Annotated in this window: 19 protein-coding genes and 2 pseudogenes; 14 read left to right on the top strand and 7 right to left on the bottom strand. The window is 38.4% G+C overall.

Features of this window, described 5'->3' with window-relative positions; all coding sequences use genetic code 11:
- Positions 1-4: 4 nt before the first annotated feature.
- From C427_RS09575 to C427_RS09585, 3 genes are all read right to left on the bottom strand, one after another.
- Positions 5-241, bottom strand: coding sequence for a hypothetical protein (locus C427_RS09575; protein WP_034899452.1), 237 nt, complete (start codon positions 239-241; stop codon positions 5-7).
- 374 nt (positions 242-615) lie between these two features.
- Positions 616-1710 (bottom strand): mandelate racemase/muconate lactonizing enzyme family protein, encoded by a 1095-nt coding sequence (locus C427_RS09580; protein WP_015430750.1) that lies wholly within the window; start codon positions 1708-1710, stop codon positions 616-618.
- A 29-nt stretch (positions 1711-1739) separates the two neighbouring features.
- Entirely contained in the window at positions 1740-2426 is a 687-nt protein-coding gene (locus C427_RS09585; RefSeq protein WP_007638490.1) for a GntR family transcriptional regulator, read from the bottom strand.
- A gap of 87 nt (positions 2427-2513) precedes the next feature.
- Between C427_RS09585 and C427_RS09590 the strand changes: the two genes are divergently transcribed.
- The 4 genes and pseudogenes from C427_RS09590 to tnpA all read left to right on the top strand — a co-directional run bounded on the left by C427_RS09590 (position 2514) and on the right by tnpA (position 9065).
- On the top strand, positions 2514-4898 hold the full coding sequence (locus C427_RS09590; RefSeq protein WP_148285904.1) for a sodium:solute symporter family protein: 2385 nt from the start codon (positions 2514-2516) through the stop codon (positions 4896-4898).
- A 93-nt stretch (positions 4899-4991) separates the two neighbouring features.
- Positions 4992-5816, top strand: a complete 825-nt coding sequence (locus C427_RS09595; protein ID WP_015430752.1) for a sugar-binding domain-containing protein — start codon at positions 4992-4994, stop codon at positions 5814-5816.
- A gap of 2 nt (positions 5817-5818) precedes the next feature.
- Positions 5819-8083 (top strand): glycoside hydrolase family 2 TIM barrel-domain containing protein, encoded by a 2265-nt coding sequence (locus tag C427_RS09600; protein ID WP_322786675.1) that lies wholly within the window; start codon positions 5819-5821, stop codon positions 8081-8083.
- 566 nt (positions 8084-8649) lie between these two features.
- Positions 8650-9065, top strand: a pseudogene (tnpA, locus tag C427_RS09605) (IS200/IS605 family transposase).
- 267 nt (positions 9066-9332) lie between these two features.
- On the opposite strand, the gene C427_RS27410 reads toward tnpA, so the two are convergent.
- Positions 9333-9551 carry a winged helix-turn-helix transcriptional regulator gene (locus tag C427_RS27410; RefSeq protein WP_007638502.1) on the bottom strand — a complete coding sequence of 73 codons (219 nt, stop codon included), beginning with the start codon at positions 9549-9551 and terminating at the stop codon, positions 9333-9335.
- Positions 9552-9757: 206 nt separating this feature from the next.
- On the opposite strand from C427_RS27410, the gene C427_RS09615 reads away from it, so the two are divergent.
- From C427_RS09615 to C427_RS09650, 10 genes are all read left to right on the top strand, one after another.
- Positions 9758-12577: a TonB-dependent receptor gene (locus C427_RS09615; protein ID WP_007638504.1), complete on the top strand. Its 2820-nt coding sequence runs from the start codon at positions 9758-9760 to the stop codon at positions 12575-12577.
- Between the two features lie 194 nt (positions 12578-12771).
- On the top strand, positions 12772-13140 hold the full coding sequence (locus C427_RS09620; protein WP_007638506.1) for an L-rhamnose mutarotase: 369 nt from the start codon (positions 12772-12774) through the stop codon (positions 13138-13140).
- Positions 13141-13316: 176 nt separating this feature from the next.
- Positions 13317-13973 carry a sodium:solute symporter family transporter gene (locus C427_RS28195; RefSeq protein WP_015430754.1) on the top strand — a complete coding sequence of 219 codons (657 nt, stop codon included), beginning with the start codon at positions 13317-13319 and terminating at the stop codon, positions 13971-13973.
- A 70-nt stretch (positions 13974-14043) separates the two neighbouring features.
- Positions 14044-15804, top strand: coding sequence for a sodium:solute symporter family transporter (locus C427_RS28200; protein WP_015430755.1), 1761 nt, complete (start codon positions 14044-14046; stop codon positions 15802-15804).
- A gap of 4 nt (positions 15805-15808) precedes the next feature.
- Positions 15809-16957, top strand: coding sequence for an alpha-hydroxy acid oxidase (locus C427_RS09630; protein WP_007638514.1), 1149 nt, complete (start codon positions 15809-15811; stop codon positions 16955-16957).
- Positions 16958-16988: 31 nt separating this feature from the next.
- The gene (locus C427_RS09635; RefSeq protein WP_007638516.1) at positions 16989-18038 is read left to right on the top strand and encodes an aldo/keto reductase; all 1050 of its coding nucleotides are present in this window, start codon (positions 16989-16991) and stop codon (positions 18036-18038) included.
- On the top strand, positions 18035-18469 hold the full coding sequence (locus tag C427_RS24075; RefSeq protein WP_015430756.1) for an amidohydrolase family protein: 435 nt from the start codon (positions 18035-18037) through the stop codon (positions 18467-18469). Before C427_RS09635 ends, C427_RS24075 begins: the two co-directional genes overlap by 4 nt.
- Before the next feature lie 44 nt (positions 18470-18513).
- Positions 18514-18906, top strand: coding sequence for an amidohydrolase family protein (locus tag C427_RS24850; RefSeq protein ID WP_269079247.1), 393 nt, complete (start codon positions 18514-18516; stop codon positions 18904-18906).
- A gap of 42 nt (positions 18907-18948) precedes the next feature.
- Positions 18949-19725, top strand: a complete 777-nt coding sequence (locus tag C427_RS09645; RefSeq protein WP_007638520.1) for an SDR family NAD(P)-dependent oxidoreductase — start codon at positions 18949-18951, stop codon at positions 19723-19725.
- A 22-nt stretch (positions 19726-19747) separates the two neighbouring features.
- Positions 19748-20593, top strand: coding sequence for a fumarylacetoacetate hydrolase family protein (locus C427_RS09650; protein ID WP_007638523.1), 846 nt, complete (start codon positions 19748-19750; stop codon positions 20591-20593).
- 75 nt (positions 20594-20668) lie between these two features.
- On the opposite strand, the pseudogene C427_RS09655 reads toward C427_RS09650, so the two are convergent.
- The 3 genes and pseudogenes from C427_RS09655 to C427_RS09665 form a co-directional block, all read right to left on the bottom strand.
- Positions 20669-21930: pseudogene (locus tag C427_RS09655) on the bottom strand (IS4 family transposase).
- Between the two features lie 278 nt (positions 21931-22208).
- Positions 22209-23687 (bottom strand): mannitol dehydrogenase family protein, encoded by a 1479-nt coding sequence (locus C427_RS09660; RefSeq protein WP_015430762.1) that lies wholly within the window; start codon positions 23685-23687, stop codon positions 22209-22211.
- On the bottom strand, positions 23684-24727 hold the full coding sequence (locus tag C427_RS09665) for a sugar kinase (RefSeq protein ID WP_007638529.1): 1044 nt from the start codon (positions 24725-24727) through the stop codon (positions 23684-23686). The genes C427_RS09660 and C427_RS09665 overlap by 4 nt, the downstream gene beginning before the upstream one ends.
- Between the last annotated feature and the right edge of the window lie 162 nt (positions 24728-24889).

Genomic DNA, 24889 nt, shown 5'->3' on the forward strand with positions numbered 1-24889 from the left:
AGAGTTAACCTATGATAGGATCAGACACGGCATCGATGAGTCGAGGCAGTGCCACCGCCACCGCCATGCTAACCATAACAGCACTATAATGAAGACCATTGACGTAAATGACACTTATCAAGCTTACCGTTCCATAAATGATCATGTGATCGGTAAAACCTCCCATTCCCCATAAGAATCGCTGTCTGCTAGGAACCTTAGCGTGTGATTGGCTGACGCTAGCTGTATTATTATGTGACATTAATTACCTTGTAAGTATATTGCCTATCATCTGGTATCTGTTTCCAAAGGTCGGAGCGAACGAGCATGCCATCGACGCTTTCATTGAGCTTAATGTTTGTGCTCAATTCCGATTTAATCTCATCGGTATATGAGACGCTTTCAATGTCGGTGAGAGTTTCTGCCATCTAGAAATTTATTTAATCACCCTAGGTAGATATATATATCGCGCTACCCTTGAATATTCATAACCTGGGCAGGCATAAACTAAGAGGCCAAACATGTACTATCGTGAAATATCACGTTTTGATGAAATTGATTACGTCATTGCGGGCTTAATAAAAGGAATGATTAATACCTCTTATTAAGGCTTTAACTAAATTGTAATGTTACCGATTAACCAGATATTGATGGTTGAAGATCATTAATGGCTTCTTTTGATAGCGCTAACCCATGTCCGGGAAGGTCTGGTAAAGCAATATGACCTTCTTCAATCTGATAAGGTTTTTGTACAATTAAATCCCAATTCAACATTGAGTGCTCTGTGTATTCTACTTCAGGTAGGGCAGAAGCTATATGTGCACCAATTTCCATTGGCGTATTGCCAATGGAAATTGGTAGTCCCTTCTCAGCACAAAGCCAGCCAATTTTTAATGCCGCTGAAAAATCGCCATGAATATTAATAATATCTGCGGCATCGTTGGTTACCAAGCCTTTTTTACCACTTAAATCTAGGTATTCACCAGCATTAAGGAACGAGTTTTGTAATGCATCTTTTATTTCAATAAGCCCTTGCGTATCATATCGTAGAATTGGGTCTTCTACCCAATAAATAGGGAAGCCAGCATCGTTAAAGGCATTTATACGACGTATACATTCTTTAGGAGACCAAGCTTCATTCGCATCTATCATTAGTAGGCGGTCTTTACCTACAGTCTCTGAAACAATCTTTAATCGGTTAATATCTCTTGATAAATCAGGGTGTCCCACTTTCACTTTATAAGCACTGAACTGATGAACGGTTGCTGAAGAATAAAAATCAAACACTTCTTGGTCGGTCATGTGGAAACACACACCGCTACCATAAGCCTTTACTCTCTCTTTTGTTCCTCCTAAATATTTAAATAATGGCTGGTTAGAACGTTTTGCAGCTAAATCCCACAAGGCTTGATCTAATGCTTGACCTAGATGGTAGGGAAGAAAAAAAATATTACCTCCTCTGGGTCTAACAACCTGATGAATTAATGATTCAGGCGTTCTATCAATCATTGCGGGTAAGCACATATAATCCACTAAACTCTTAATAGAGCTTGCCGAAGGAAGAGGGCTGGTAAGAGACTGAAAAAAGCCTAGTCCAGACATGCCTTCACTATCAAATATTTCAAGTGCGCCTATCCATACTTTGCTTGAGGATATTTGAGAGTCGCCAATGATGCGATCCCTGGGATAGTCGAAACAATGGATTCGTATTTGCTTCACTGTTGATGTCATGCTGTTTTTCCTGTTAAATAAAGTACTCATTAAAAACCCCAAAGACCCATAGCCCGCTTTATTGACTGTTCTAAATGCTTGTCTAGTAAATTTAAGGCCAATATCTGGTCTCTGTTTTCTATTGCATTAATTAGATTGAGATGTTCTTTTATCGAACAACCTATCATTTCTGATGAAGCTAAATCGATACGGTCAAGCCGGGTAAGTCTTATCAGTTCTTCATTCGCTAAATATGTTTTTGTGATAATTTTATTGTCTAATGATTTAATAAATTTGGTATGTAGTTCAGAGTCTAACTTCCCTAACTTTTTATATAAGGCAGTATAATTTTTTAGTGTTTTTATATCGTGCAACAGCTGTTCATGTTCTGCGCGAAAGTAGCTGATTTCTTGATCAGATACCGTTCGAATATATGTTTTTATCCCTTCTCTTTCTAGAATAACTCTCAATTGATAGGTGTTTCTAGTCAGTGAAAAATCGCTATCGATTATTTGAATACCACTTCGTGGAATAACGTTAATGAACCCTTCTGACTCAAGTTTGCTAATGGCTACTCTAAGGGGACTTATTGCTAGATTCAACAGAGTTGAAATTTCACTTTGAGTATAGGTATTCCCTTTTATAATTTGACCTGAAAGAATGCCTTCTTTGAGAATATTATAGGCAGAATCGCTTAATGTAAGCTTCAACCCAGCTTCCTTTTCTTTAGTAGTCATATCAATTCCTTAAATCGTAACTGCATAAATCTTTTGCTTTTGTAAATCTAAACTACTGAAGTCATATAATTTTTCCTAGTAATATAGTTGTGCATTAAGCCTTTAAAAATATCAAAAGTCAACATTGCGATTTTAAAGAAGCCATTTGAAATATCAATTGACTATATTGATATTTTATATGATAGTATTTACCGAAGTTATAAAATGTTAACTTCGTTTGATATGTATTGGTTAGGTTTGTGTATAACGGCCGGTAATAAAATTAATCATTATATTATTTATAAAGGAAATACTGGTATGTTCTGGGGTTTAGAATCTGTTGATGTTGTAGCAATTGTTGTATATTTTGCATTTACGATTTGGATTGGTGTTCGTTCGGCAAAAAAAATCAATAATCAAGAGGATTTTTACCTTGGCGGTCGAAGTTTTGGAAAATTGGTTCAAACATTCGCCGCATTTGGGCAAGGCACCAGTTCAGAAAGCGTTGTAACAACTACTGCTGCCGCGAACAAAAGTGGTGCTGCTGGCGGATGGCTGATGACGGCCATGGGCGTGTTAGTTTTGCCGTTTTTATGGTTCATTCCTGTCATTATGCGTCGCCTGCGTCTCCTAAATATGGCTGAATTTTTTGTTGACCGATATCAATCACAGCTAATGGCTGCATTCTACTCCATCATTCAAGTGATTTTCTTTATGTTAATTGTGTCTATGGGATTTAAGGGCATGTCAGCAACCATTTCTGCTATTGCAATAAAACCTGTTGATCAGTTTTCGGCTGAGGAAATGTACGAATATGACAGGGCTGAGCGATTGATTGAGCTTAAACGCGTGCCTATAGAGTCCTTGGGCGCTAATGAGGTAAATGAGCTCCTTACTTTAAATACAGAGAATCCCAAACATGAATTTAGCTACGTGGACTCCGCTAAGTTAATGATAGTTATAGCAGTTATGGTTTTACTCTATGCAGTTATGGGAGGACTCGAAGCCGCATTTATAACCGACTTAGTACAAGGAGGATTTATTATTTTGCTGACAATAATTCTTGTCCCCTTTGCTTGGATTAAAATTGTTCAACAAACAGGGCATACGCCATTTGAGGCAATGCATACTGAGCTTCCTACATCCATGTTGGAGCTTTTCGGGTCGCCGCATCTTGCAGATTTTACTTGGTATTATGTGTTGTCATTTTCCATTGTTGGCGGTATAGCACTCATTGGTCAGGCAAACCAAATGACGGCATGTGGATCAGCCAAGGATGATACTGTCGCACGATTTGGCTTTTTTACTGGGATAGTTATGAAGCGGTTTAGCGCCGTTGTTTGGGTGTTTATAGGATTGATGACTGTTATTCTATATGGCGACAGCATTAAAAATCCGGAATTTATTTGGGGGCATGCAACAAGGGATCTGCTCGGTGGCCTTGGCTTAGGGCTGGTGGGTCTTATGATTGCCTCTCTTACTGCCGCACTGATGAGTACTGCTGATACGTTGATGCTCACGGCTTCCTCACTTGTGACCAATAACGTTTACAAGCTCTTTGTAACTGAGCGGGACGAAAAGCATTATCTCCTGGTCGGCAGAATATTCAGTGTTCTTTATATTGCAGGTGCTGTAACCATTGCTATATTTTCGGGAGGCCTTGTCGAATTGTTCATATATGCAGCGTTATTTAACGCTGTTGTCGCTGCATCTATTTGGATGGGCATAATATGGAGACGCGCTAACTTAATCGCTGCGTGGTCTTCAATGATAATAGCCTTCTGTCTGTTTATTTTACTACCTATTTTATTACCTATTTTCCCTGGTGTGCAATCAAGCGAAATGTTGAAACTTGAAACGAATCCGATTGTAGTTCAAAGCACATATACTGCAACTAAAGGGGACAAATTAAAGCGAGTCGCTGAAATAAAATACTGGCGTCTGCAGAATATGGCTAATCTTGCCGTGGGCCAAGAGCCTATACCCGTAGAAGTAGGGAAACCGTTCTCTGTTACTACTATAATTCCTGCCCAGCCGGTTTTTTGGGCTGAGCTAAGCAAGGATGTTAACGGTGAAATAGTAGGTAAGGGGCTCCTTAATGTTGAGTTAGTTGCTCTGCAAGCTATGGGGTTTGACCTAGGTGATAATCGAAACTCATTGAATAAGACGATAGCAGTATCGCTTAAGCTTATAATTCCATTTGGTATACTTATTTTGGTTGGTTTTCTGACTAAACCTCAAGATAAGCATCACTTGGATATATTTTACGCCAAACTCCGTACTCCAGTAGCACCGACGGCTGAAGCAGATGCCAAACAAATGCACCTTACCACTGTTAATCCATCTCGTTTTGATAAAGATAAACTATTTACCAACAGTGAATGGGAATTCCGCCGATGGAATAAAGATGATTGGGCAGGAATATTTTACTCTGTTATCACAATGATAACTATTGTAGGACTCCTTTGGGGAATGCTTATAATTGGTCGATGATTATAACCTTAACTTAGATACGTGAAAATCATGAAAATCACGGCATGTTTAATATTTTATGTTTAATAACAATTACTTAGGCACGATAAAGTTATGAAAGAAGAAGATTTTTTTGCTAATGTAGCTGATAGTGACGCTATAATTGAGGGTAAGGATTTATACGAGCCCCAACCACAAGAATTATTACACAAGATAATTCCAGAACATTCATTACCTGTTGAGAGCGAGCCTTACAGCACCATTCGTACACAAGAAGAGCTTGATATTGCACTAAAGGTACTACGAAAAAAAACACTGCCATTTTTGGAACAGCATTCTCCTACTTTGGAAAGTTTTCGGAAGCGACAGCCTATAGATGAATTTGATTGGCGTATTGAAACTGCTGATGATCAGGCAGATTTTGTTGGTAACGTATTACAAGGCAACGGAACATGGCAACCAGTTAGTATTCCTCATTATGGTCCCCCTCAAGGAAAAGCGACAACTTTTTATCGAACCGAGTTGGAAGTGTCAACGGATAATATCGCTACAGGCAGCACGTTCTTGTGTTTCAAAGCCGTGGATTACAAGGCTCATGTATATGTTAACGGGGCTTATGCAGGCAGCCATGAAGGATTTTTCTCGCCATTCGAATTTGACGTTAGTAAGTGGGTCAAGGAGGGGAGAAATTTAATTGTCATTCGTGTTGATAATGACGCGATATGTATGGGTAATGCACCATGGGGTAATCCTGAATGGGAAGGTGACAAACTTTATGCAGCAACAGGCCCTGGTTGGGATACACCAGAAGGTTGGCATCATTGTCCTCCTGGCATGGGCATATATCAAAATGTATACATGGAGCACAGACCTGTGTTCTTTATCCATGATGTATTTGTTCGTCCGTTACTTGATGAAAAAAAGCTGAAATTTGGATAGAAATTTTTAACACAACTCAAGTAAGTCGCTATCTTAAAGTTGACTTTCAAATTCATGGTCGAAATTTCAAAGAAGATAATATTGCCTCAGGCTTAATGGAACCAACCGTTAAACAAAAGCCTGGTTTGGGAGATATGATTAAACCTGATGATAATAAGATATTGCGGATGGAATGCGGATCGGGCGTTAACTATTTTAAATTTATTTTAGATTTGAAAGTTCCAAGGTTATGGAGACTTGAAGAACCATGGCTATACCAACTACAGGCTCGTTTGCAAGATACTGAAAACCGCGTGATCGATACGGCCGAACAGCATTTTGGAATGCGATCATTTATATCTGATGAAACCTCTGCACCTAAAGGGAGGCTTTACTTTAATAATGAACCTATTCGACTTCGTGGTGCCAATACTATGGGGCATTTGCAGCAATGTGTCATTACAAAAGACTGGGACCAGTTAATCGATGATATTTTATTAGCCAAGCTTTGTAATTTGAATTTCTTTCGTACAACCCAACGACCCGTTCAGCCTGAAATTTATGAACATTTTGACATGCTGGGTATACTATCTCAGGCTGATTACCCGCTATTCGGTAATTTACGCCGTAATCAATTTGATGAGTCCCACCGTCAGGTGCGTGAAATGGAGCGTTTACTTCGCAAGCATCCGTCTGTCGTTATTATCAGTTACATGAATGAACCATTTCCTAATGGTGCTTCTAAACCGCATCGAAACCTGGATTTTATAGAGCAGCGTGAATGGTATGCTATAGCTGATACGATTGTACGTCAGTCCAACCCTGACAGGGTTATTAAGGCGGTTGATGGTGATTATGATCCACCTTCGCCCGGTATTTCAGATCGTCATTGTTACAACCTTTGGTACGGTAACCATGGCATCGATTTTGGCAAGTTACACCGTGGTTATTGGCAAAGCAGTAAAAAAGATTGGGTGCATGGCTGCGGGGAATTTGGTGTTGAAGCACTCGATACTCCAAAGTTAATGAAGGAAAATTACCCTGGTAACTGGTTAAAAGCTGTTGATAATGAAGGGAATTGGACTCCTGAGTATGTTGGAGGCAACCAGACTTACAGGTTTCATCATCTTTGGTATGAGACACCAAGAGGAGGGATGGATTCTTGGGTTAAGAAAAGTCATGATTTTCAAAAATTATCATTGAGACATATTGGTGAAGCATTTCGCCGTGATAACCAGATGGTTACCTGCGCAGTTCATTTGTTTATAGATGCGTTTCCATCCAGTTGGATGAAAACTATTATTGATTCTGACCGCAAAGTTAAGGGGGGGTTTTTTGGCTTAAGAGAAGCATTTTCACCTGTCGCAGTCAGTATCCGTTTGGATAAATTTTCGTGGTATGTCGGCGAGTCAATCTCGGCCGAAGCTTGGGTTGCTAATGATACCAATCGATGTCTGAAAAATTGGTTGCTGCACTACAGCGTCAGTAACGAAAGCGGAAAACTATTATCTTCTGGAAGTAGTGAAACCATTATTGATTCATGTCAAGCATTATACCAAGGGGACATTTGTTATCATTTGTCTGAGCAGCTAAATAAGCGGGAAAAAGTCAAAATTACACTGACGCTTATTGATGAAGCAGGTCATGTTGTTCATCAGTGTGAACAAGATTTACTTGTCTTTCCTAAACCGGTTATCTCTGATCTACAGGTGTTCCATTTATTTCCAGAAGAATCTAAAAGTACGTCAGGGCTGTTGGAGTTTATGGGGGCGAAGTCATGCCATGCGATTGATAATGCGAATGTTATTCTCGCAGACGCTGATTCCTTTTTGCAATATGAACAAGAAGGGACTTTGTCTGCTGTTAAGCAGGGGGCACGACTAGTACTATTTTCATTGCCTGAAGGCGAGCATGATATTGCCGGTCATCTGGTTAAGGTTTTGCCCACTGGAATGGCAGAACGACACTTTGTTTCAAGAGATAGTAACCATGCTTGCGTCAGTGGTTTTAAAGAAGACGACCTTCGGTTTTGGTATAACCAAAAATTAGATAACATCAGCCCCTTTTATAATAGTTGTATTTTGCCTGAACCCTATATAAAACCGATTCTTTTAACAGGTACGGGTAATAGTGGTTTTGGTGGCACGCATGAATGGACTGATGCATTAGTGGCCGGTGATATTGCTTATGGTAACGGTGTTATAAGATTTTGCCAAATAGCAATGAGTGAGTGGATAGCAGAAAATGGTTCGGCAGGATTACTAGCGAAAGAGCTCTTATCTAGATGATCACAGGTTTAAATAAAAAGGATTTCCATAATCCGGGCCACTGAGTGAATTTGGAGCCACTACTTTTTAGTAGTGGCTTTTTTATTATCTAAATTATTAGAAAATAAAGTCTAAATAGATCAATAAAATATCATGCTACACCTGGGAGCTTTGCGCAATGCAAACAGCCAGGAAGTGAATGTTTTAGGTAAAGGGTATGACTCCATCGGTGGTTGAAGTAATGAATCGCTCAACTTAGAACTGCAGTAATGAGCTTAGAACAAAAAAAATGAGTTGAACATCGTTATTCTATATTTCATTCATTTTGTGATGTTATTAGTTTGCTATTGAGTTCCCGAAGGGCGAGTTTAGATGGCTTACTACCTTGTGATTTTTCCTTAATAGGCGATATTATTCGGCGAGTTTGCTATGAAAATGCATGGGATTATTTTCCGTTTACAAAAATCTAATAAAGATAAAATATGTGGAAAAACGATGAAGAATTGTTTGCTCTTATGAAAGTCAAACTCTATACACCAATGGTGGTATCTTTCGTATCTCGACCAAAAAAACGAAGGAAACAATCTATGCGAGATTATAAAATTTTGACCCATACAAGGTGGGATTGCAAATATCATATCGTATTCATTCCCAAGAAAAGGCGAAAGATTATATTTGGAACGTTGAGAAAAAATTTGGGAGAAATATTTCACGAATTGGCGCAGCTAAAAGTGGTGGTGATAGAAGAGGGACACATAATGAAGGATCACGTCCATATGTGTTTGAGCATACCTCCAAAGTTAGCGGTTACAAATGTAGTCGTTTATCTGAAAGGAAAAATTGCAATATCAATAGCTTGAATTTTTAAAGGTAAAAAAAGAATTTCGCAGGGGAAGCCTTTTGGGCTAGAGGGTATTTTATATCTACAGTAGGACTTGACGAAGAAATGGTTAGGGAATATATCCGAAATCAGGAAAAAATGACGTTGACAGAGATCAGCTGAAATTCGGAATTTAACGCGCCTTTGGCGCTTACTTTAGCCCTTTTAGGATGTCATCTAATAATCCCCCAGCTCATACGGTGGTACTTTAACGTTGTTGTCTAGTGACATAATAAATTTGGTAGGTAGCTCAGAGTCTAACTTTGTTAGTTTTTTATAAGAGCCGATGCAAGTTTTTATTATTTTTACATTGCTTAACAGCTTCTCATGTGATTCACGAAAGTGGCTGAATTCTGGATCAGATACCGTTCGAATGTATGTTTTTAGCCCTTATCTTTCTAGAATAACGCTAATAAACCCTTCTGACTCAAATTTATTAATGGTTACTCTGAGGGGGCTTATTGCAAGATTCAACAGTGTTGAAATTTCACTTTGAGTATTGGTATTCCCTTTTATAATTTGAACTGAAAGAATTCTTTCTTTGAAAATGTTACAGGCAAAATCACTTAATTTAGGCTTCAACCCAGCTTCCATTTCTATAGTAGTCATACCAATTCCTTAAATCGAAATAGCACAAATCTTTTGATTTCGTATATTTAAATTACGGAAGGCACATATTGGCCTTATTAGTAATAATAGCTACATATTAAGCGTTTAAGATATCAAAAATCAGGATTTTAATTTTATAGATGATAATTGAAATATCAATTGACTTGATTGATATTTTATTAGATAGTGTTTAACGAAGTTATAAAATGCAGTTGAAATTTGATAAACTAGAACAATATGGGGATATGCAAATGAAAATTAATAAAATAACTAAAACGATTAATAAAACTTTTACGGTTTTACCTGTTCTACTCTGTGGAGGCTTGTTGATTGAAGTTCAAGCAGTAGAGACTTTTGAAAACGTAGAGGCAGAATACCAAGCACAAAAAGTTACAAGCAATGAAGTTGAAATAATCAATGTTACTGGGATAAGAGGAAGTCTCTATAACGCTTCGGCGATAAAGCGTCGTTCAGCAACGGTTGTTGATGTGGTTACTGCTGAAGATTTGGGGCAATTCAGCGACGACAGTATCGCGGAAACCATACAACGTATCCCTGGTGTTCAAGTAGAGAGAAACTCTAACGGCATTGAAGGTGACCGTGTGTCAATCCGTGGTCTAGGCTCAAATTTTGTGACAACGAGCATAAATGGCCGTACACCTTTATCATTCGGTACAGAAGGCAAAGCGAATTTTAACCAATTTAATCTGAATGTGCTGCCAACAGAAATTGCTTCAGAAATCACTATCACTAAAACACCATCGGCAGAAATGATTGAATCTGGTATTGGTGGATCGCTTGAGGTTAAAACACTCAATGTTTTTTCGATCGACTTTAAAGGACATGCTAACTATACAGGTGTGTTAAATGTTGAAGGCGATCATACTACTCTAAATGGTGATACGGATCTAAGCACCAGTGGTGTCTTTGCATTCAAGAACGATGATGAAACATTTGGCGCCTACGCTTCGTTCTTTCAAACAGATTCATCATTGGCGGTAGATGAAATGATCGGTAGCCGATTTGTACGGCGCGATGTTAATTTTGATACCACAGGTGATGGCTTAGCCGACACTGTCGAGCAGGATATTTACACCCAATCGAATATTTCAGGAACCGCCATTCGAGGTGAAATCGAGCGTAGTGCTTTAGCTTTGGGAATACAATGGCAACCCCTTGAACAATTATCAGTAAAAGCTGAATATTTGAATTCAAAGTTTGACTCATACTCAGAGCGCGATAATTTCGAAGTGCGTTTTGACTATACTGGTGTTTTTCAGGCGGACGGCACAGGACCCGATGGCGCCACCATAAGTAATGGTCAAGTAGATTCTATCAATGGTTCAAGAATAATTGGAGGCAAAGGTGTATCAATTGGGGGTCAACAGTTTCTGTTCGACAATTTAGCTGACCAGTCAAACGCAGGACTTAACCTTGTTTGGACAGATGAACGTTGGTCCGCCTCTGTCGATATATCTGCTTCAGAGATGGACTTTTTTCAAGACATTGAATTCCCAATTTTTAACGTTGCTGAATCCGACATTGATCAGTCTGCGTTTCGATTTGACGCCTTTGGGGACGTTCCGATATTTACATTTGGCGACGATTTACCAACGCCGCCCTACACTGGCATATTCAGACGTTTCTTTGACACAGAAAGTGATCAACAAGCAATAAAAGCAGACTTTGAGTATTACCTTAATGACAACGTAAAGTTCAAAACGGGCATGCGCTCAACAAATATGGATCTAAAATTTACTGAGCGCAGCGGATTCTTTTTCAGAACTGAGGAAGAGTTGGCGGCTGTAAATGCTGCTATTCTAGCAGATGGTAGTGTTGGTGAAGATGTATTTCCTGACGAAACGGCTGGCGGCTTCAATAATAGTTTGGTTTCAAACTTTGACCTACTAAGAGATATTATTCCAGAAACATTGAGTGACCCATTGACAATAAACGACTCAACACTAATGGTTGCCGAAGAGGATACTCTCGCTCTATATGTTCAGCTCGATGTCGATGGCGAAATTTTCGGAGGATTACCATATAGCAGCAATGTTGGACTTCGTTGGGTAGATACGTCTACAGAAATATCAGCTAATGCGGGTGTTCGAGTAACTGATTTTAAAAACGATAATATCCTGAGTAGTGAATTTGTACCTGTCAGGAGCTCTAATACCTATTCAGAGCTACTTCCGAGCGTAAACATAAATTTGGAACTAAAGGATGACCTTCAACTTCGATTAGGTGTGTCCAAGGCGTTATCAAGACCTGAGTTAACACAATTAGCGCCAAGAGATACTATTACCTTTATTGATTCTAATGATCCTCTGTACGATTCTGATGCAAACCCTACTGCCAATGCGGGCAATGCAGATCTGAAACCATTTACGGCATGGCAGTACGACGCCACACTTGAATATTACTACGCTGATAATGCTTCAGTGGTAGTGAGTGCCTTTTACAAAGACGTCTCAGACTTTATCTTGACGACTTCAACCTTTGACACAACATTACCTGGCCAAGGAGATCAGTTATTTGATGTAACACAACCAGTCAATGTTGATAATGGTCAAGTAACCGGTATGGAGCTTGCGGTGAACCATGCATTTGAAACTTTTGAAGGATTTGGCGTTCAAGCGGCATATACTTTTATCGATAGTAACTTTGACGGAGATTATCAAGAGCTGGAACAGGGATTCCCAGGATCTTCAAAACATAGTTATAACGTGATGGGATACTACGAAGACGACGCCTTTAGTGTCCGATTCTCTTATACTTGGCGCGATAGTTACTTCCTAGCTCTAGGTGGTGGCAGTGACCGAGCGCTTTATCCTTCATCGCGCGAAGCACAACAGTCTCTGGATGCCAGTATGTCTTATACGTTTAGTGACCACTTCAGTGTTCGTTTATCTGGATCTAATTTAACAGATGAAAAACTTATTAATTACAGAGAAACAGAAGGTAACTTTCGTGATATCACCACACTGCCTCGACGGTTTACGCTTGGAGTAACAGCTAAGTTTTAGCGTATTGATAATACCGTTATTGACGTTGGGCTAATATGCAGTTAATAGAATGTAGCTGAATTTTTACTGTTACTCAGTTTTTGATGAGGAGAGAACTTTTGGTCTCTTCTTATTCTTTAAAATATTGAGATAATATTTCAGGTTTTTAATCTATGGCTATTGGCCATATTAGCTTTACAAAAGGTGAATGAAGTATGTCCCAAACACAACAATATTGTCTTATTTTGACTCTAAGAGACGATGCAGAGTTAATTCGGCAGTACGATGAATACCACCAAGCTGGTAATGTCTGGCCAGAAGTGATCAAGAACATTTGTGAGTCAGGTATTCTTGATATGCAAATATATAGGCATGGGGAAATACTGGTTCTTTTGATTACAGCCTCAGAATTATTTAGTTTTGAAAATATGGCATTACGTGATCGCAATAACCCAAAGGTTGTTGAATGGGAGCAGCTTATGAACCGGTTTCACGCAGTTGATGATATGACAACAACCCACAAAAAATGGAATGTTGCGAAGAATGTTTTTGACTTGAAGCAGCATCTGATTTCTAAAGGATAGAAGTCTCAGTGTTATATTTGGTATTCGCGGTACTCTTTAAACAATGTTGTTAACCCTTAAAACTCCCGCTAATTTTTAGCGCACATTAATATTAAGTTCATTAAGTTTTTTACTTTGAGTCTTTAGTTCGGACGGAAGAATTTAATCAACTCAGTATTAGGTGTAGTAGGAATAAAATGAAAACAGTCGAATTACTCCACACAATAGATTATTACATAATCGGTATTTACGTATTTTTGCTAATGGCTATTGGTTTAATCGTTTCGATGAGGCAGGATAAAAATGCCAGTTTGTTTGTTGGCGATAAAAGTATTGGCTATAAAAGTATTGGCATGTCTATTTGGGGAACCAATATAGGTCCATCATTCTTGATAGCTAGCTTCGGCGCAGCTTATAGCTCAGGTATGATAATTGCTAACTTTGAATGGTTTGCTTGTATCTTTCTTTTGTTGCTAGCCATGGTTTTTACCCCGTATTATTTAAGCTTAAATATCACCACAATCCCGCAATTTATACAACGCAGATTTGGCGATACTATGTACCGTTTATTAACGGCATATTCATTATTGACGATTGTTATTATTTGGTTAGGTGGTGGTCTTTATGTTGGCGGACTACTGTTTTCTCAATTTACTGGTTGGGATTTGTGGGTATCGGTATTGTTGCTTCTTTTTGTCGCGACTAGTTTTACTATTGTCGGTGGCATAGCCGCTGTCATAGTGACTGACGCATTTCAAACCGTGTTAATGATTGTGGGTATGTCAGCGTTGACACTCATCGGTCTTTATGAAATTGGCGGCATCGATGGCTTAATGGCAAAAAACACCCCCTGAGTACTGGCGCTTAATTGATACCGAATCTGAAAGTGTTCCTTGGGTAGCATTCGTACTCGGTTATCCTATTATGGGGGTTTGGTTTTGGTGTACCGATCAAACCATTGTACAACGCGTTTTTGCCGCTAAGGATTTACCTACCGCGCAAAAAGGAGTGCTACTTGCAGGCTTCCTTAAAATATTACCGCCGTTTATATTTATCCTACCAGGCATTATCTTTTTTGCTTTACAGCCTGGGCTTGAGAACACTGACGGTGCATTTATTGCTATGGTCAGTGAATACATGCCTGTTGGCTTTAGAGGATTAATGGTTGCGGTATTAATGGCGGCGTTGATTAGCACCTTAGATTCAGGATTAAATTCTTTTAGTACTATATTTACCCTTGATTTTTATCAGCCAGTATTTAAAAAAGGTAAAAAGTTATCGATTAAAGAAACCCGCATGGTTGGGCGTATTGTAACGTTAGCGGCGAGCTTTCTTGCCTTTTTTTGGGCAATAGCCATGGAGAATGTCGACACTAATTTATTTGAACTATTGCAGAGCTTAATTGCCTTTTTAGCGCCACCGTTAACGACATTATTCCTCGTCGGATTATTTTGGCGCAGAGTTACCACAACGGCAGCTACTTATAGCTTTATTCTTAGTTGTATTACGTGTATTGCCGTTGGTATATGTAGTACAACCGGGCAAACCTTTGGACTTTTTCAGCAGTGGCCACACTTTTTAATGCTGTCATTTTTATTATTTGTTTTTTCATGTTCAGTAATGACAGTGCTTTCATTAATGACAGATCACTCTCCACAAGAAGAAATGCTACCTTCATATAAAGAACTCTCTGGCAGTGGCACTGAGGAAAGTCGCTCAATTTGGAAAGCTTGGTTATTACTTTCTGTCGTTATGGTTGTTTTATACGGGTGCTTTGAATATTTGGCGAGTAAACCGGTAACCAATAACAGTGTTGTCGTAACAGAAAAATATCAAGCTAAGCAAGCTGTAGTATCAGTTTATCGAGGCACTACACCATTATTTGATGGCAAAGTTGAAGATAATGAATATCAAGATGCCAGCAGAATCTCAAACATAGCAGCTTGGACAGCGCAATTTTCTCCCGTGGTAGATAAAAAAGATTTATCTGGCAGTGTATGGATAAAGCATGACGGTACTCATCTCTATTTTGCTTTTGATATTACCGATGATGTTATTTATGGCATTGAAACAGAGCGCTGGTTACCCAGTGAAAATCCTAAAGCGCATGAACTTACCAGATCCGGATTTCCTTGGTTTGGCGATGGTGTTGAAGTATTAATTAACGCCGAAAATCATTGGAGTGAAAAGGACGGTGAATCAAATAAAGGTAACAGTAAAAGTTGGCAAATGGTGGCCAGTACGCATAAATCGAGATTAGGCGGTATTGGTGTCGCAGGATTATTAGAAGGTGAAGAGCGTTCAATGCTTTCTGCATGGAATACTTATCAAAAATGGATTATAAACAAAGACATGGAGGTCAAGGTACATATGAAAAGTGATGAACAAGGCTCTGGTTACACCATGGAGTGGCGAATTCGCCCTGAAGCATGCTTAGAAATTTCGCCCGGTGTGTTTTGGTCACCAGGCATTGCTGTTACCAAAATGGGCTTAAACATTGCCGTAACAGATCTTGACTTCCCTGAGGACGGCAAAGGAAACTGGGCCAATTTTCATCATGAAAATTGGTGGTCAGGTGAAAAAGATAAACGCACTTGGCTCAAACAATGGGGAACCATGATACTTCATAGTGGCTACAAAGTGGACGAATCAACGCCTACAACACTAATTAATGGGAAAGGGTAGGGCAATGAACGACTATTTTAATAATAATTATCCCAATGTATCAGACTTAAAACGTCAAGCTAAAAAACGCATGCCAAAGTTCGCCTTTGACTACCTTGAAGGTGGCTGTATGGATGAAATCTCTGTACAGCGAAACCGAAGTGATTTGGAAGCCATTCAGCTGAGAGGTGAATTTCTCAAACCTTTTTCAGGGAGTGATTTAAGCGTTAACCTTTTTGGCCATGAATATGCTGCGCCTTTTGGAATTGCTCCAATAGGTTTACAAGGCTTGATGTGGCCGAATGCACCAGAAATTTTAGCAAAAGCTGCCGCAGAAAAAAATATTCCTTATATATTAAGTACCGTATCTTCAAGTGGTTTAGAAGATATCAGCGAGGTTTCTGAAGGCAAAGCATGGTTTCAGTTATATAACCCAACTGATGACACTATTCGTAAAGATTTGCTCAGTCGGATTACCGCAGCGCAATATAAAGTATTAGTGGTTACGGTTGATGTACCAACGTTTGGTTTTAGACCCAGAGATATTAAAAATGGGCTAGCTATGCCACCTAAAATGACATTAAGCAATATGTTGCAAATGTTGTCATGCCCTCAATGGTTAATTGAAACCGCTTTGGCAGGTAAACCAGAAATGAAAACATTAAAACCTTATATGCCTAAAAACATGCCGACAGATCAATTAGCGGCCTTTATGAATAAAACCGTCATGGGGCGGGTCGATATGGAAGGATTAAAGCCGATAAGAGACCTATGGAAAGGCCCGTTAGTTATCAAAGGACTAATTAATGAACATGACGTCGAAGCAGCCATAACTTTAGGTGCAGATGCCGTGGTAATTTCTAACCATGGTGGCCGTCAACTAGATGCAGGTGAATCGCCATTAGAGCCTTTACAACGTATATCGAAAAAATATGGCGATAAGATAAAAATATTCATGGACAGTGGCTTACGCAGTGGTACTAACATCGCAGGGGCTTTAGCCTCAGGAGCTGACTTTACTTTTCTAGGTCGTCCTTTTGTTTATGGTGTTGGTGCACTGGGTAGTAAAGGTGGTATTCATACCATTAACTCACTGACTTTGCAGTTAACGCAAATAATGAATCAGCTCGGTTGTAATAAGGTTGCAGATTTACATAAACATCTCGTTAAATAAGTAAAATCATAATAACTAAGAAGTTTTTAATATGAAGAATAAACTTGACACCCGTCAACTGGGTAAAACCTCACTTAATGTTTCAACTCTAGGCTTTGGTGCTGCCTCAATGGGCAACCTTTATCAAGCCGTAACGGATAAAGAAGCACAAGCAACGTTAGCCGCGGCTATTGATTTAGGGTTGAACTTATTTGATACCTCCCCTCGTTATGGTGCTGGGCTGAGTGAACGTAGAGTTGGGGATGCACTGAGACCTTTAGCGAAAAATGAGTATATTTTATCAACCAAAGTTGGCCGAATGCTCAAGCCTGATGCAAAGGCTGATATTTATCAGTTGCGTCATGGTTTTCTCACGCCTATGCCTTTTGATGCCCATTTTGACTACACCTACGATGGGATAATTCGCTCATTTGAAGACAGCCTACAACGCTTAGGGTTAGCGGAGATTGATATTTTACTTGTTCATGACCTCGGCGCCTATACCCATGGAAACATGAATAAACATTATTTTCAACAATTTGAAAGCAGTGGTTATAAAGCCTTAGAAGAGTTAAGAAAGCATGGTTATATAAAAGCTGTAGGTTTAGGAGTAAACGAAGTAGAAATTTGTGAGCGAGTGATGAACATTGGTCAATTTGATTGCTTTTTATTAGCGGGAAGGTATTCATTGCTGGAGCAAGAACCACTTCATCAATTTCTCCCCAAATGCCAAGCGCACGGTGCATCTATTATACTCGGTGGCCCGTATAACTCAGGTATTTTAGCGACCGGTGTTCATGGCAAGAGTATTCCTTACTATGACTACGAGCCTGCACTCAAACATATTGTTGATAGAGTTGCGAAAATTGAAGCCGTTTGTGCACAATACCAAGTAACTTTAGCGGCAGCGGCTTTACAATTTCCTCTAGGTCATCCTGGTGTTGCATCGGTTATTCCGGGTTTAGGTAGTGCTAAACGTGTGCAACATACCATTGAATTATTTAATGAAGTTATTCCTAATGAATTTTGGCAATCATTGAAAGATGAAAACCTGCTAGATCAACAAGCGCCTTTACCAAATCAGAAGGTAAACCCTTCATGAGTGCTGCTAAATACTTAACTAGCACTGGTATATCAAAAGTAGACAGCCATCAACATTTTTGGAAATTGTCGCGTGGTCACTACAATTGGCTTAAGCCTGAATTAACTGTACTTTATAAAGACTTTCTTCCTAATCAACTAGAACGCGAACTATATGTAAATGAAGTCAGTCAAACCATATTATTACAAGCTGAAGAGTCTGAGGAAGAGATATATTTCATGTTAGGTATTGCTGAGGTCAATAAATTCGTTGCAGGTGTTGTTGGCTGGGTAGATATGGAAGCATCTAACGTATTAGAAAAACTTGCACACTTCGGTGAATCCAAGTACTTCAAAGGCATTCGTCCAATGTTACAAAACATTGATGATGTCAATTGGATATTAAAAGATGAATTGACCCCCATTTTTGAATTTATGATAAAAAACAATTAACCTTTGATGCATTAATTAAAGATATTCATATTTCTAACATTAATATTTTAGCGCAAAGACATCCTGACTTAAGCATTGTTATTAACCATTGTGCCAAACCAGATTTATCAAAAGCACCTACTGATTTTTGGAAAAACAGCCTTAACAATGTTGCCGCATGTGAAAATGTCTACATAAAACTCTCTGGTTTACTGACTGAAGCACCACAAGGCCCAGTAAATGTGGACGTTATTCAGCCATATTTTGACCATGTTATGGCTGTATTTGGCTCTGACAGAATAATGTGGGGTAGTGATTGGCCAGTGATAAAACTCAATGGTGATTACGACACTTGGGTATCGCTAACCCAGTCATTACTCAAAAACTATTCATTTGAAGATAAAGGTAAGATTTGGGCAGGTAATGCGCAGAAATTTTATCGTTTACCTGCTTATTAGTTAAGAATTCAGAATTCAGAATTCAGAAATTAGGAATTAATCATGGTAGTAGTGAATAAAATAAAAGTTGCACTAGTAACCGGCGGCGCTAGCGGCATAGGCAAAAGTATTTGTTTACGTCTTGCGCTGAAAAAAATAAAGGTTTTAGTGGTCGATCTTAATTTAGCAGCGGCACAAGAAACCGTTGAAGAAATTATCAATGAAGGTGGCAACGCTGAAGCTTATGCCGTAGATGTATCAAATAACGGCCAAGTGTTAGAATTACTTAAAAATATTAACGAAGAACATACCATTGATATTTTAATCAATAACGCGGGGGTCGCACATATAGGTAATATCGAACAGACTAGCGAGTCAGATCTCGACCGCCTCTACAACATTAATGTCAAAGGCGTTTACAACTGTATTTCTGGCACCATTGAGGCGATGAAAGCTCAAAACAGTGGCGTCATTATAAATATGGCATCTGTCGCATCTTCCGTTGGTATTGCGGACCGGTTTGCTTATTCTATGACAAAAGGCGCGGTATTAACCATGACCTATTCTGTTGCCAAAGATTACATTACTAACGGCATTCGTTGTAATTGCATTTCTCCTGGCAGAGTTCATACCCCCTTTGTAGATAACTTCTTAGAAAAAAACTATGCCGACAATAAAGACGAAATGTTTGAAAAGTTATCAAAAAGTCAACCTATTGGGCGCATGGGTGCCCCTGATGAAATTGCAGCATTGGTAGATTATCTATGCTCTGATGATGCGGCATTTATCACTGGTAGTAACTTCCCAATAGACGGCGGCTTCGTCACCTTAAATAACTAATCGAATTCAAAGAGATTATAAAATGAAATTACTTCGTTACGGCCCTTTAGGTAAAGAAAAACCGGGAATTATCGATGAAGAAGGCAATATTAGAAGCCTAAGTGACATCGTTAGTGATATTAGCGGGGCGACATTATCAAGCGATAATTTAAAGCGTCTACGAGCTTTAGATTTATCGAGCTTACCTATTGTGGATGCAAATGTTCGCTTAGGTGCATGTGTAGGTAATGTGGGTAAATTTCTTTGTATTGGCCTTAACTATGCCGATCATGCTGCTGAGTCAGGCATGACTATTCCAGATGAACCCGAAGTGTTTACCAAAGCCACTAGTGCTATTTCTGGCCCAAATGATGACATAATCAAACCACGAAATAGTGACAAACTTGATTGGGAAGTTGAACTTGCCATTGTTATTGGTAAGCACACCTCTTATGTAAGCGAAGAGGATGCCCATAAATACATTGCCGGTTATTGTGTATGTAATGATGTTTCTGAGCGAACATTTCAATTAGAAAAAGGCAGCCAGTGGGATAAAGGAAAAGGTTGTGACACCTTTGGCCCTATCGGTCCTTGGTTGGTCACTAGTGATGAAATTAAATATCCTAATAATTTATCGATGTGGTTAGAAGTCAACGGTAAAACCTTCCAAAATGGCAATACCAAAACCATGGTATTCAAACCTGAATATATTGTCAGTTATTTAAGCCAATTTATGAGCCTACAGCCAGGAGATATTATCTCTACAGGCACACCTCCTGGCGTTGGTTTAGGGCAAAACCCACCCTTATATTTAAATCCTGGTGATAAAATAAAATTAGGTATTGAAGGCCTCGGCAACCAACAACAAGTTGTAATATCTCATAGTTGAATTTAACTGGTATTTTAAATTTCGCCCTCTTATGGGCGAAGTACAATTAATTAAGAAGTCTTCATAGTTTGGACATTAAGAGATAATTGAATTCAGGCCGCATTTTAGTCGTCCTTTTTCCTTATCTCTTGTCGGGTTCGCACTTTGAGCATATTTTGACAAAAAATTGATGGTTTTTTGCCATGTTTTTTCAGGGTCAATATCACGCTTTGTGTTATTGACTCCATTAATTGATAAAACCAACCTTGAGTTTTTTTGCTACCATAAATGTTGATAACTCAATGCCTGCAAGTTGCTGAACACTCATACCTATTCGCCGTTTTACTAACAACGTCAATAAACTTTTCCACACCAAACCTTTCATCATGCTCGTTTTTCTGGTGTTAAATTTTTGAAGGTTGCAATAAGACTTCCATTCTTTAAACAGTAATTCTATTTGCCACCATAGACTGTACTGCTTTGTTACTATTATGGCGCTAAATTTTTCTCGACTTAAGTTCGTTGCCCAATAAGTCGGCTCACTTTTTCTTTTAGGCCAACTAGCAATCAATCGATAATTTGTTTTCCCTTCCACATCCATATCGACAATAACACTACGGCGAATATGCTTTAACGTCCTTTTGCTTCTTCGGTAATAACCGCTTTAATACTTTATCGTGACGACTAAAAGCAGCAACGACGATTGGATTATCTGTTGTTCTGACAAGATAAAAGCCACCTGCTGTATCAATAGATTCTAAATACGATAACTTGTAATATCCTCTATCTGCTAGAAACAATGTGTCGACTAACGATTTAGTATCGGGTAAAAAGTCATATTCAGCTTGGCTATCTAGACTCACTGATATTGCTTCGGGATAACCTTTAAGCACATTTTAACTCTCATGCACCTCTATTGCGGCAGAACTTATTTCAGTAAAGCGACCTTTAAAGGTCTCATTTAAACTATCATGGACGGCGAACGATCTTCCGTCTTGCAATACTATGCATTTAAAGTTGGACAGTGTGGCGTCTGTACCGAGTATTTGTTGTTGCCATTCATTTAACGCCACATCGAGCAATTATTTCATCAACAGGCTAAATTCAGGTTTACTCACCTGATTGTGAAACGGTTTATATTGAACATCAGTTTCCGTCAACTTCACAAAATATCGTTGTAAATCTGTGACAGTGCTTACCGATTTATCACCTAGAGCCGTTATTAACGACATGACTAATTCGAAGGGTTTTATTATGCGTTTACGGCTACAAAAATGGCTTGTTTTATCTATTTTGTTAATATTAAAATCGTTAAGCACTTTCGTTATTTTGTTTAACTCAGTATTGTGCTTATTCATGCTCTGCTTTTGGTATAGATAGTGGTTTGGCGATTACTATCAGATCAAATTCAGAGCATGAATTCAATTGTTTTATCCCTTGAGATCCAACCTATAAAGGTGCGTTAGCTAGATAGAAAAATACTGCTAATGTCAGATAGTCTTGAAAATAGTGGACATAATATTGATGATAATTGACATGAAAATTAAGATCGTTTTGTAGCAAAAGTGACTGTTAAACCAAATTCACCAAGCGGTTGCAATTTTGACGCTAAAATTTATTTTTCAACTCATTATAATTAAAGTGATTCAATTAGTGAGCTAAGCTGCTTTTTAGGGCAATTTCGTATTTTTGTTAAACTATTGATTAGTTGTTCTTTAATAATTAAATTATTAATTAAATCTTCACCAAAAATAGGTTCAATCGATAAAAAACTTTCAATGATTTCAGATACATCATCACTATGGATTTCAGCCATTGTGATAAAAAAACCAGCCATAGGATCAACTATTTCTTTGTTATTTTTTACTGATTCGCAAATAAACTCAAACCAACTAGCTAATGAAAAACATAGCAATTCAGTTGAACGACTAAGTTTAATATTGTCACGAATTATCGGTAACAGACGCATTTGTAATTTCTGAGAGCCATCCCAAGCGATTTGTGCCAATAAATGACGAATAGACGGATTTAAAAAACGTTGAATAATTTGGTTACCGTATGCTTTTATATCCAGTTCTTTTGGCGGAATAAATGAACCAATAATTTCATCAGTAGCAAGCTTGCAAATAAATTGATAGAAGCCTTTATCGCTTATGACATCAAATATAGTAACTAAACCGGCTAACGAACCTGTGTAGGCGAGTGTTGAATGCAAGCAGTTCAGTAATCTTAATTTAGCCTTTTCAAAGCCTTCTACGTCATCAGTAAATATGACTCCTACTTGTTCCCAATCAGGTCGTTCACCTTGCCAGTTATTATCTATAATCCATTGACTGAACTCTTCTCTTTGTATCGGCCAATTGTCTTGGGCACCAATGGCCTTTGATACAGATTCAATAGTATAACTTTCAGTTTTAGGAGTAATGCTATCAACCATTGTATTTGGAAAAAAGACATTAGCTTCAATCCATACTCTCAAGCTCCCATCAATTTGAGCGGCATAATCTAAAACCGCGCGTCTAAGTTTTTCACCATTTCCAGTAACATTATCACAGCTGAGTATATTAAAGGCATTAACACCATCTAGTTTTCTTTGTTTAAGTGACTCTACAATAAAGCCAATGGCGCTGACTGGCTTTGTTGGGTTGCTTAAGTCATGTTTGATATCTTCATGGTTTAAATCTAGAGAGCCGTCATTCGCTAAACAATATCCTTTTTCCGTAATCGTAAGGGTGACAAGTTTAGTGCTTACCGCAGACATACGAGCGATAACTTCATCAATTTGTTGGCTAGCAACTAAAATTTCTTTTATTGCCCCAATGACCTGATAGCTTATGTTTTTATCTAAAATAGCGAGAGTATATAAATTATCTTGCTCGGTTAGAACATCTCGTGCGGTAGCACTATGTAGTGAAACCCCACAAATCCCCCAATTTCCACCCGATAAATTCATCACATTTTCAGTGTAAACTGCTTGATGTGCTCGATGAAAAGCTCCAGGACCTAAGTGAACTATACCTATCTCGGTATTTTCTCTATCGTAATTTGGAATTGAAATTTTTGATTTATTTGCTATTGCCGCTAATGTTTTTTGAGATAATTTCATTGTATTCATTTCGGTTGTTTCTCTGTTGAATTTATCATGCGAGCTAAGTTTTCTTTTAACACTAATAATTGTTCAACGTGTAAAACGCCTCCTCTTATCGTTAATATTTGCGAAGCCGCTTTGGCTGCAAATTTTATCGAATCAATTGCTGAAAGGCCTGTTAATCGAGCACCAATATAGCCACCATTAAAGTTATCGCCTGCCCCGGTAGTATCAAGAACATTAGTTGATGGTGTAATCTCAACACGTTCAACGTCACCACGGGTAATTAATAAGCAATTTTGAGAGCCATTTTTAATCACTACCTCGTTGGCTGAAATGTTGAATAAGCGTCGAGTTGCATCGTCAACTGAAGTGGTGTTAAAGAGGATTTCCTCTTCCTCAAACCCAGGCAAATAGATATCGACATACATGAGTATTGCTTTAATAGCTTTAATTGCCGTCGCTTTGTCTGACCATAATTTAGGTCGATAATTAGGGTCAAAAATAACTTTTCCACCCTGATTTCTATAATTCACCAAAAACTGTGAGAATTTCGTTCGACACATTTCACTCATTATTGCCAGTGTGATGCCAGAAAAATATACATAATTGTGACTTGCAATTTGTTTTAACAATGGAATGAATAGTTCTTCATTATTAAATAAATAGTTGGCCGCAGAATCACTACGCCAATAGTCAAAAAAACGCTCACCAGTTGCATCGTTATTTATCATGTAAAGACCTGGTGATTTGTTTATTACTGTTTTTGGCTCAAGTAAATTAACGCCTCGTTGAACTGCGTCATGACGAACAATATTTGCCGATTTACCGTCTCCTAAACTGGTTATATAAGTTGTGTTTATACCTAGCCCAGCAAGTGTACACGCTGAGTTATAGGTATCGCCAGAAACGCCCAATGCAAAATTTTTATCACTTAAGGGAGAAAGCTCAAGCATAACCTCACCAATGATAGCTATATCCGTCATAAATCCCCTCTCAATTGATGCTTTAAAATAGACACCTAAACTTATAAGTTGTCTTAAGCTAACCATAATAAACGAAAACAAAGCGGCCTTACCAGTTTATTTTTTATTTTGTTTTTGTTTTTATTAGTGTTACTTAATATATATAGTTGAAAATAAACGGTTAAATTGTATTGTTTTCTTAGGTATTGATATTTTTTTAGCCATTAGTTGTGTGATTTAAGTGATTTATTTTGGACTTACCAA

This window comes from Paraglaciecola psychrophila 170 (assembly GCF_000347635.1).
GTDB classification, from domain to species: Bacteria; Pseudomonadota; Gammaproteobacteria; order Enterobacterales; family Alteromonadaceae; genus Paraglaciecola; species Paraglaciecola psychrophila.

Excerpts from the sequence above, each read along its gene's own strand:
- C427_RS09635 (WP_007638516.1), top strand. The coding sequence starts at position 16,989 with ATGAAGAATAAACTTGACACCCGTCAACTGGGTAAAACCTCACTTAAT.
- C427_RS09575 (WP_034899452.1), bottom strand. The coding sequence starts at position 241 with ATGTCACATAATAATACAGCTAGCGTCAGCCAATCACACGCTAAGGTT.
- C427_RS09595 (WP_015430752.1), top strand. The coding sequence starts at position 4,992 with ATGAAAGAAGAAGATTTTTTTGCTAATGTAGCTGATAGTGACGCTATA.
- C427_RS09650 (WP_007638523.1), top strand. The coding sequence starts at position 19,748 with ATGAAATTACTTCGTTACGGCCCTTTAGGTAAAGAAAAACCGGGAATT.
- C427_RS28200 (WP_015430755.1), top strand. The coding sequence starts at position 14,044 with ATGGGGGTTTGGTTTTGGTGTACCGATCAAACCATTGTACAACGCGTT.
- C427_RS09580 (WP_015430750.1), bottom strand. The coding sequence starts at position 1,710 with ATGACATCAACAGTGAAGCAAATACGAATCCATTGTTTCGACTATCCC.
- C427_RS09645 (WP_007638520.1), top strand. The coding sequence starts at position 18,949 with ATGGTAGTAGTGAATAAAATAAAAGTTGCACTAGTAACCGGCGGCGCT.
- C427_RS09585 (WP_007638490.1), bottom strand. The coding sequence starts at position 2,426 with ATGACTACTAAAGAAAAGGAAGCTGGGTTGAAGCTTACATTAAGCGAT.
- C427_RS24075 (WP_015430756.1), top strand. The coding sequence starts at position 18,035 with ATGAGTGCTGCTAAATACTTAACTAGCACTGGTATATCAAAAGTAGAC.
- C427_RS27410 (WP_007638502.1), bottom strand. The coding sequence starts at position 9,551 with ATGACTACTATAGAAATGGAAGCTGGGTTGAAGCCTAAATTAAGTGAT.
- C427_RS09615 (WP_007638504.1), top strand. The coding sequence starts at position 9,758 with ATGCAGTTGAAATTTGATAAACTAGAACAATATGGGGATATGCAAATG.
- C427_RS09660 (WP_015430762.1), bottom strand. The coding sequence starts at position 23,687 with ATGAATACAATGAAATTATCTCAAAAAACATTAGCGGCAATAGCAAAT.
- C427_RS28195 (WP_015430754.1), top strand. The coding sequence starts at position 13,317 with ATGAAAACAGTCGAATTACTCCACACAATAGATTATTACATAATCGGT.
- C427_RS09620 (WP_007638506.1), top strand. The coding sequence starts at position 12,772 with ATGTCCCAAACACAACAATATTGTCTTATTTTGACTCTAAGAGACGAT.
- C427_RS09630 (WP_007638514.1), top strand. The coding sequence starts at position 15,809 with ATGAACGACTATTTTAATAATAATTATCCCAATGTATCAGACTTAAAA.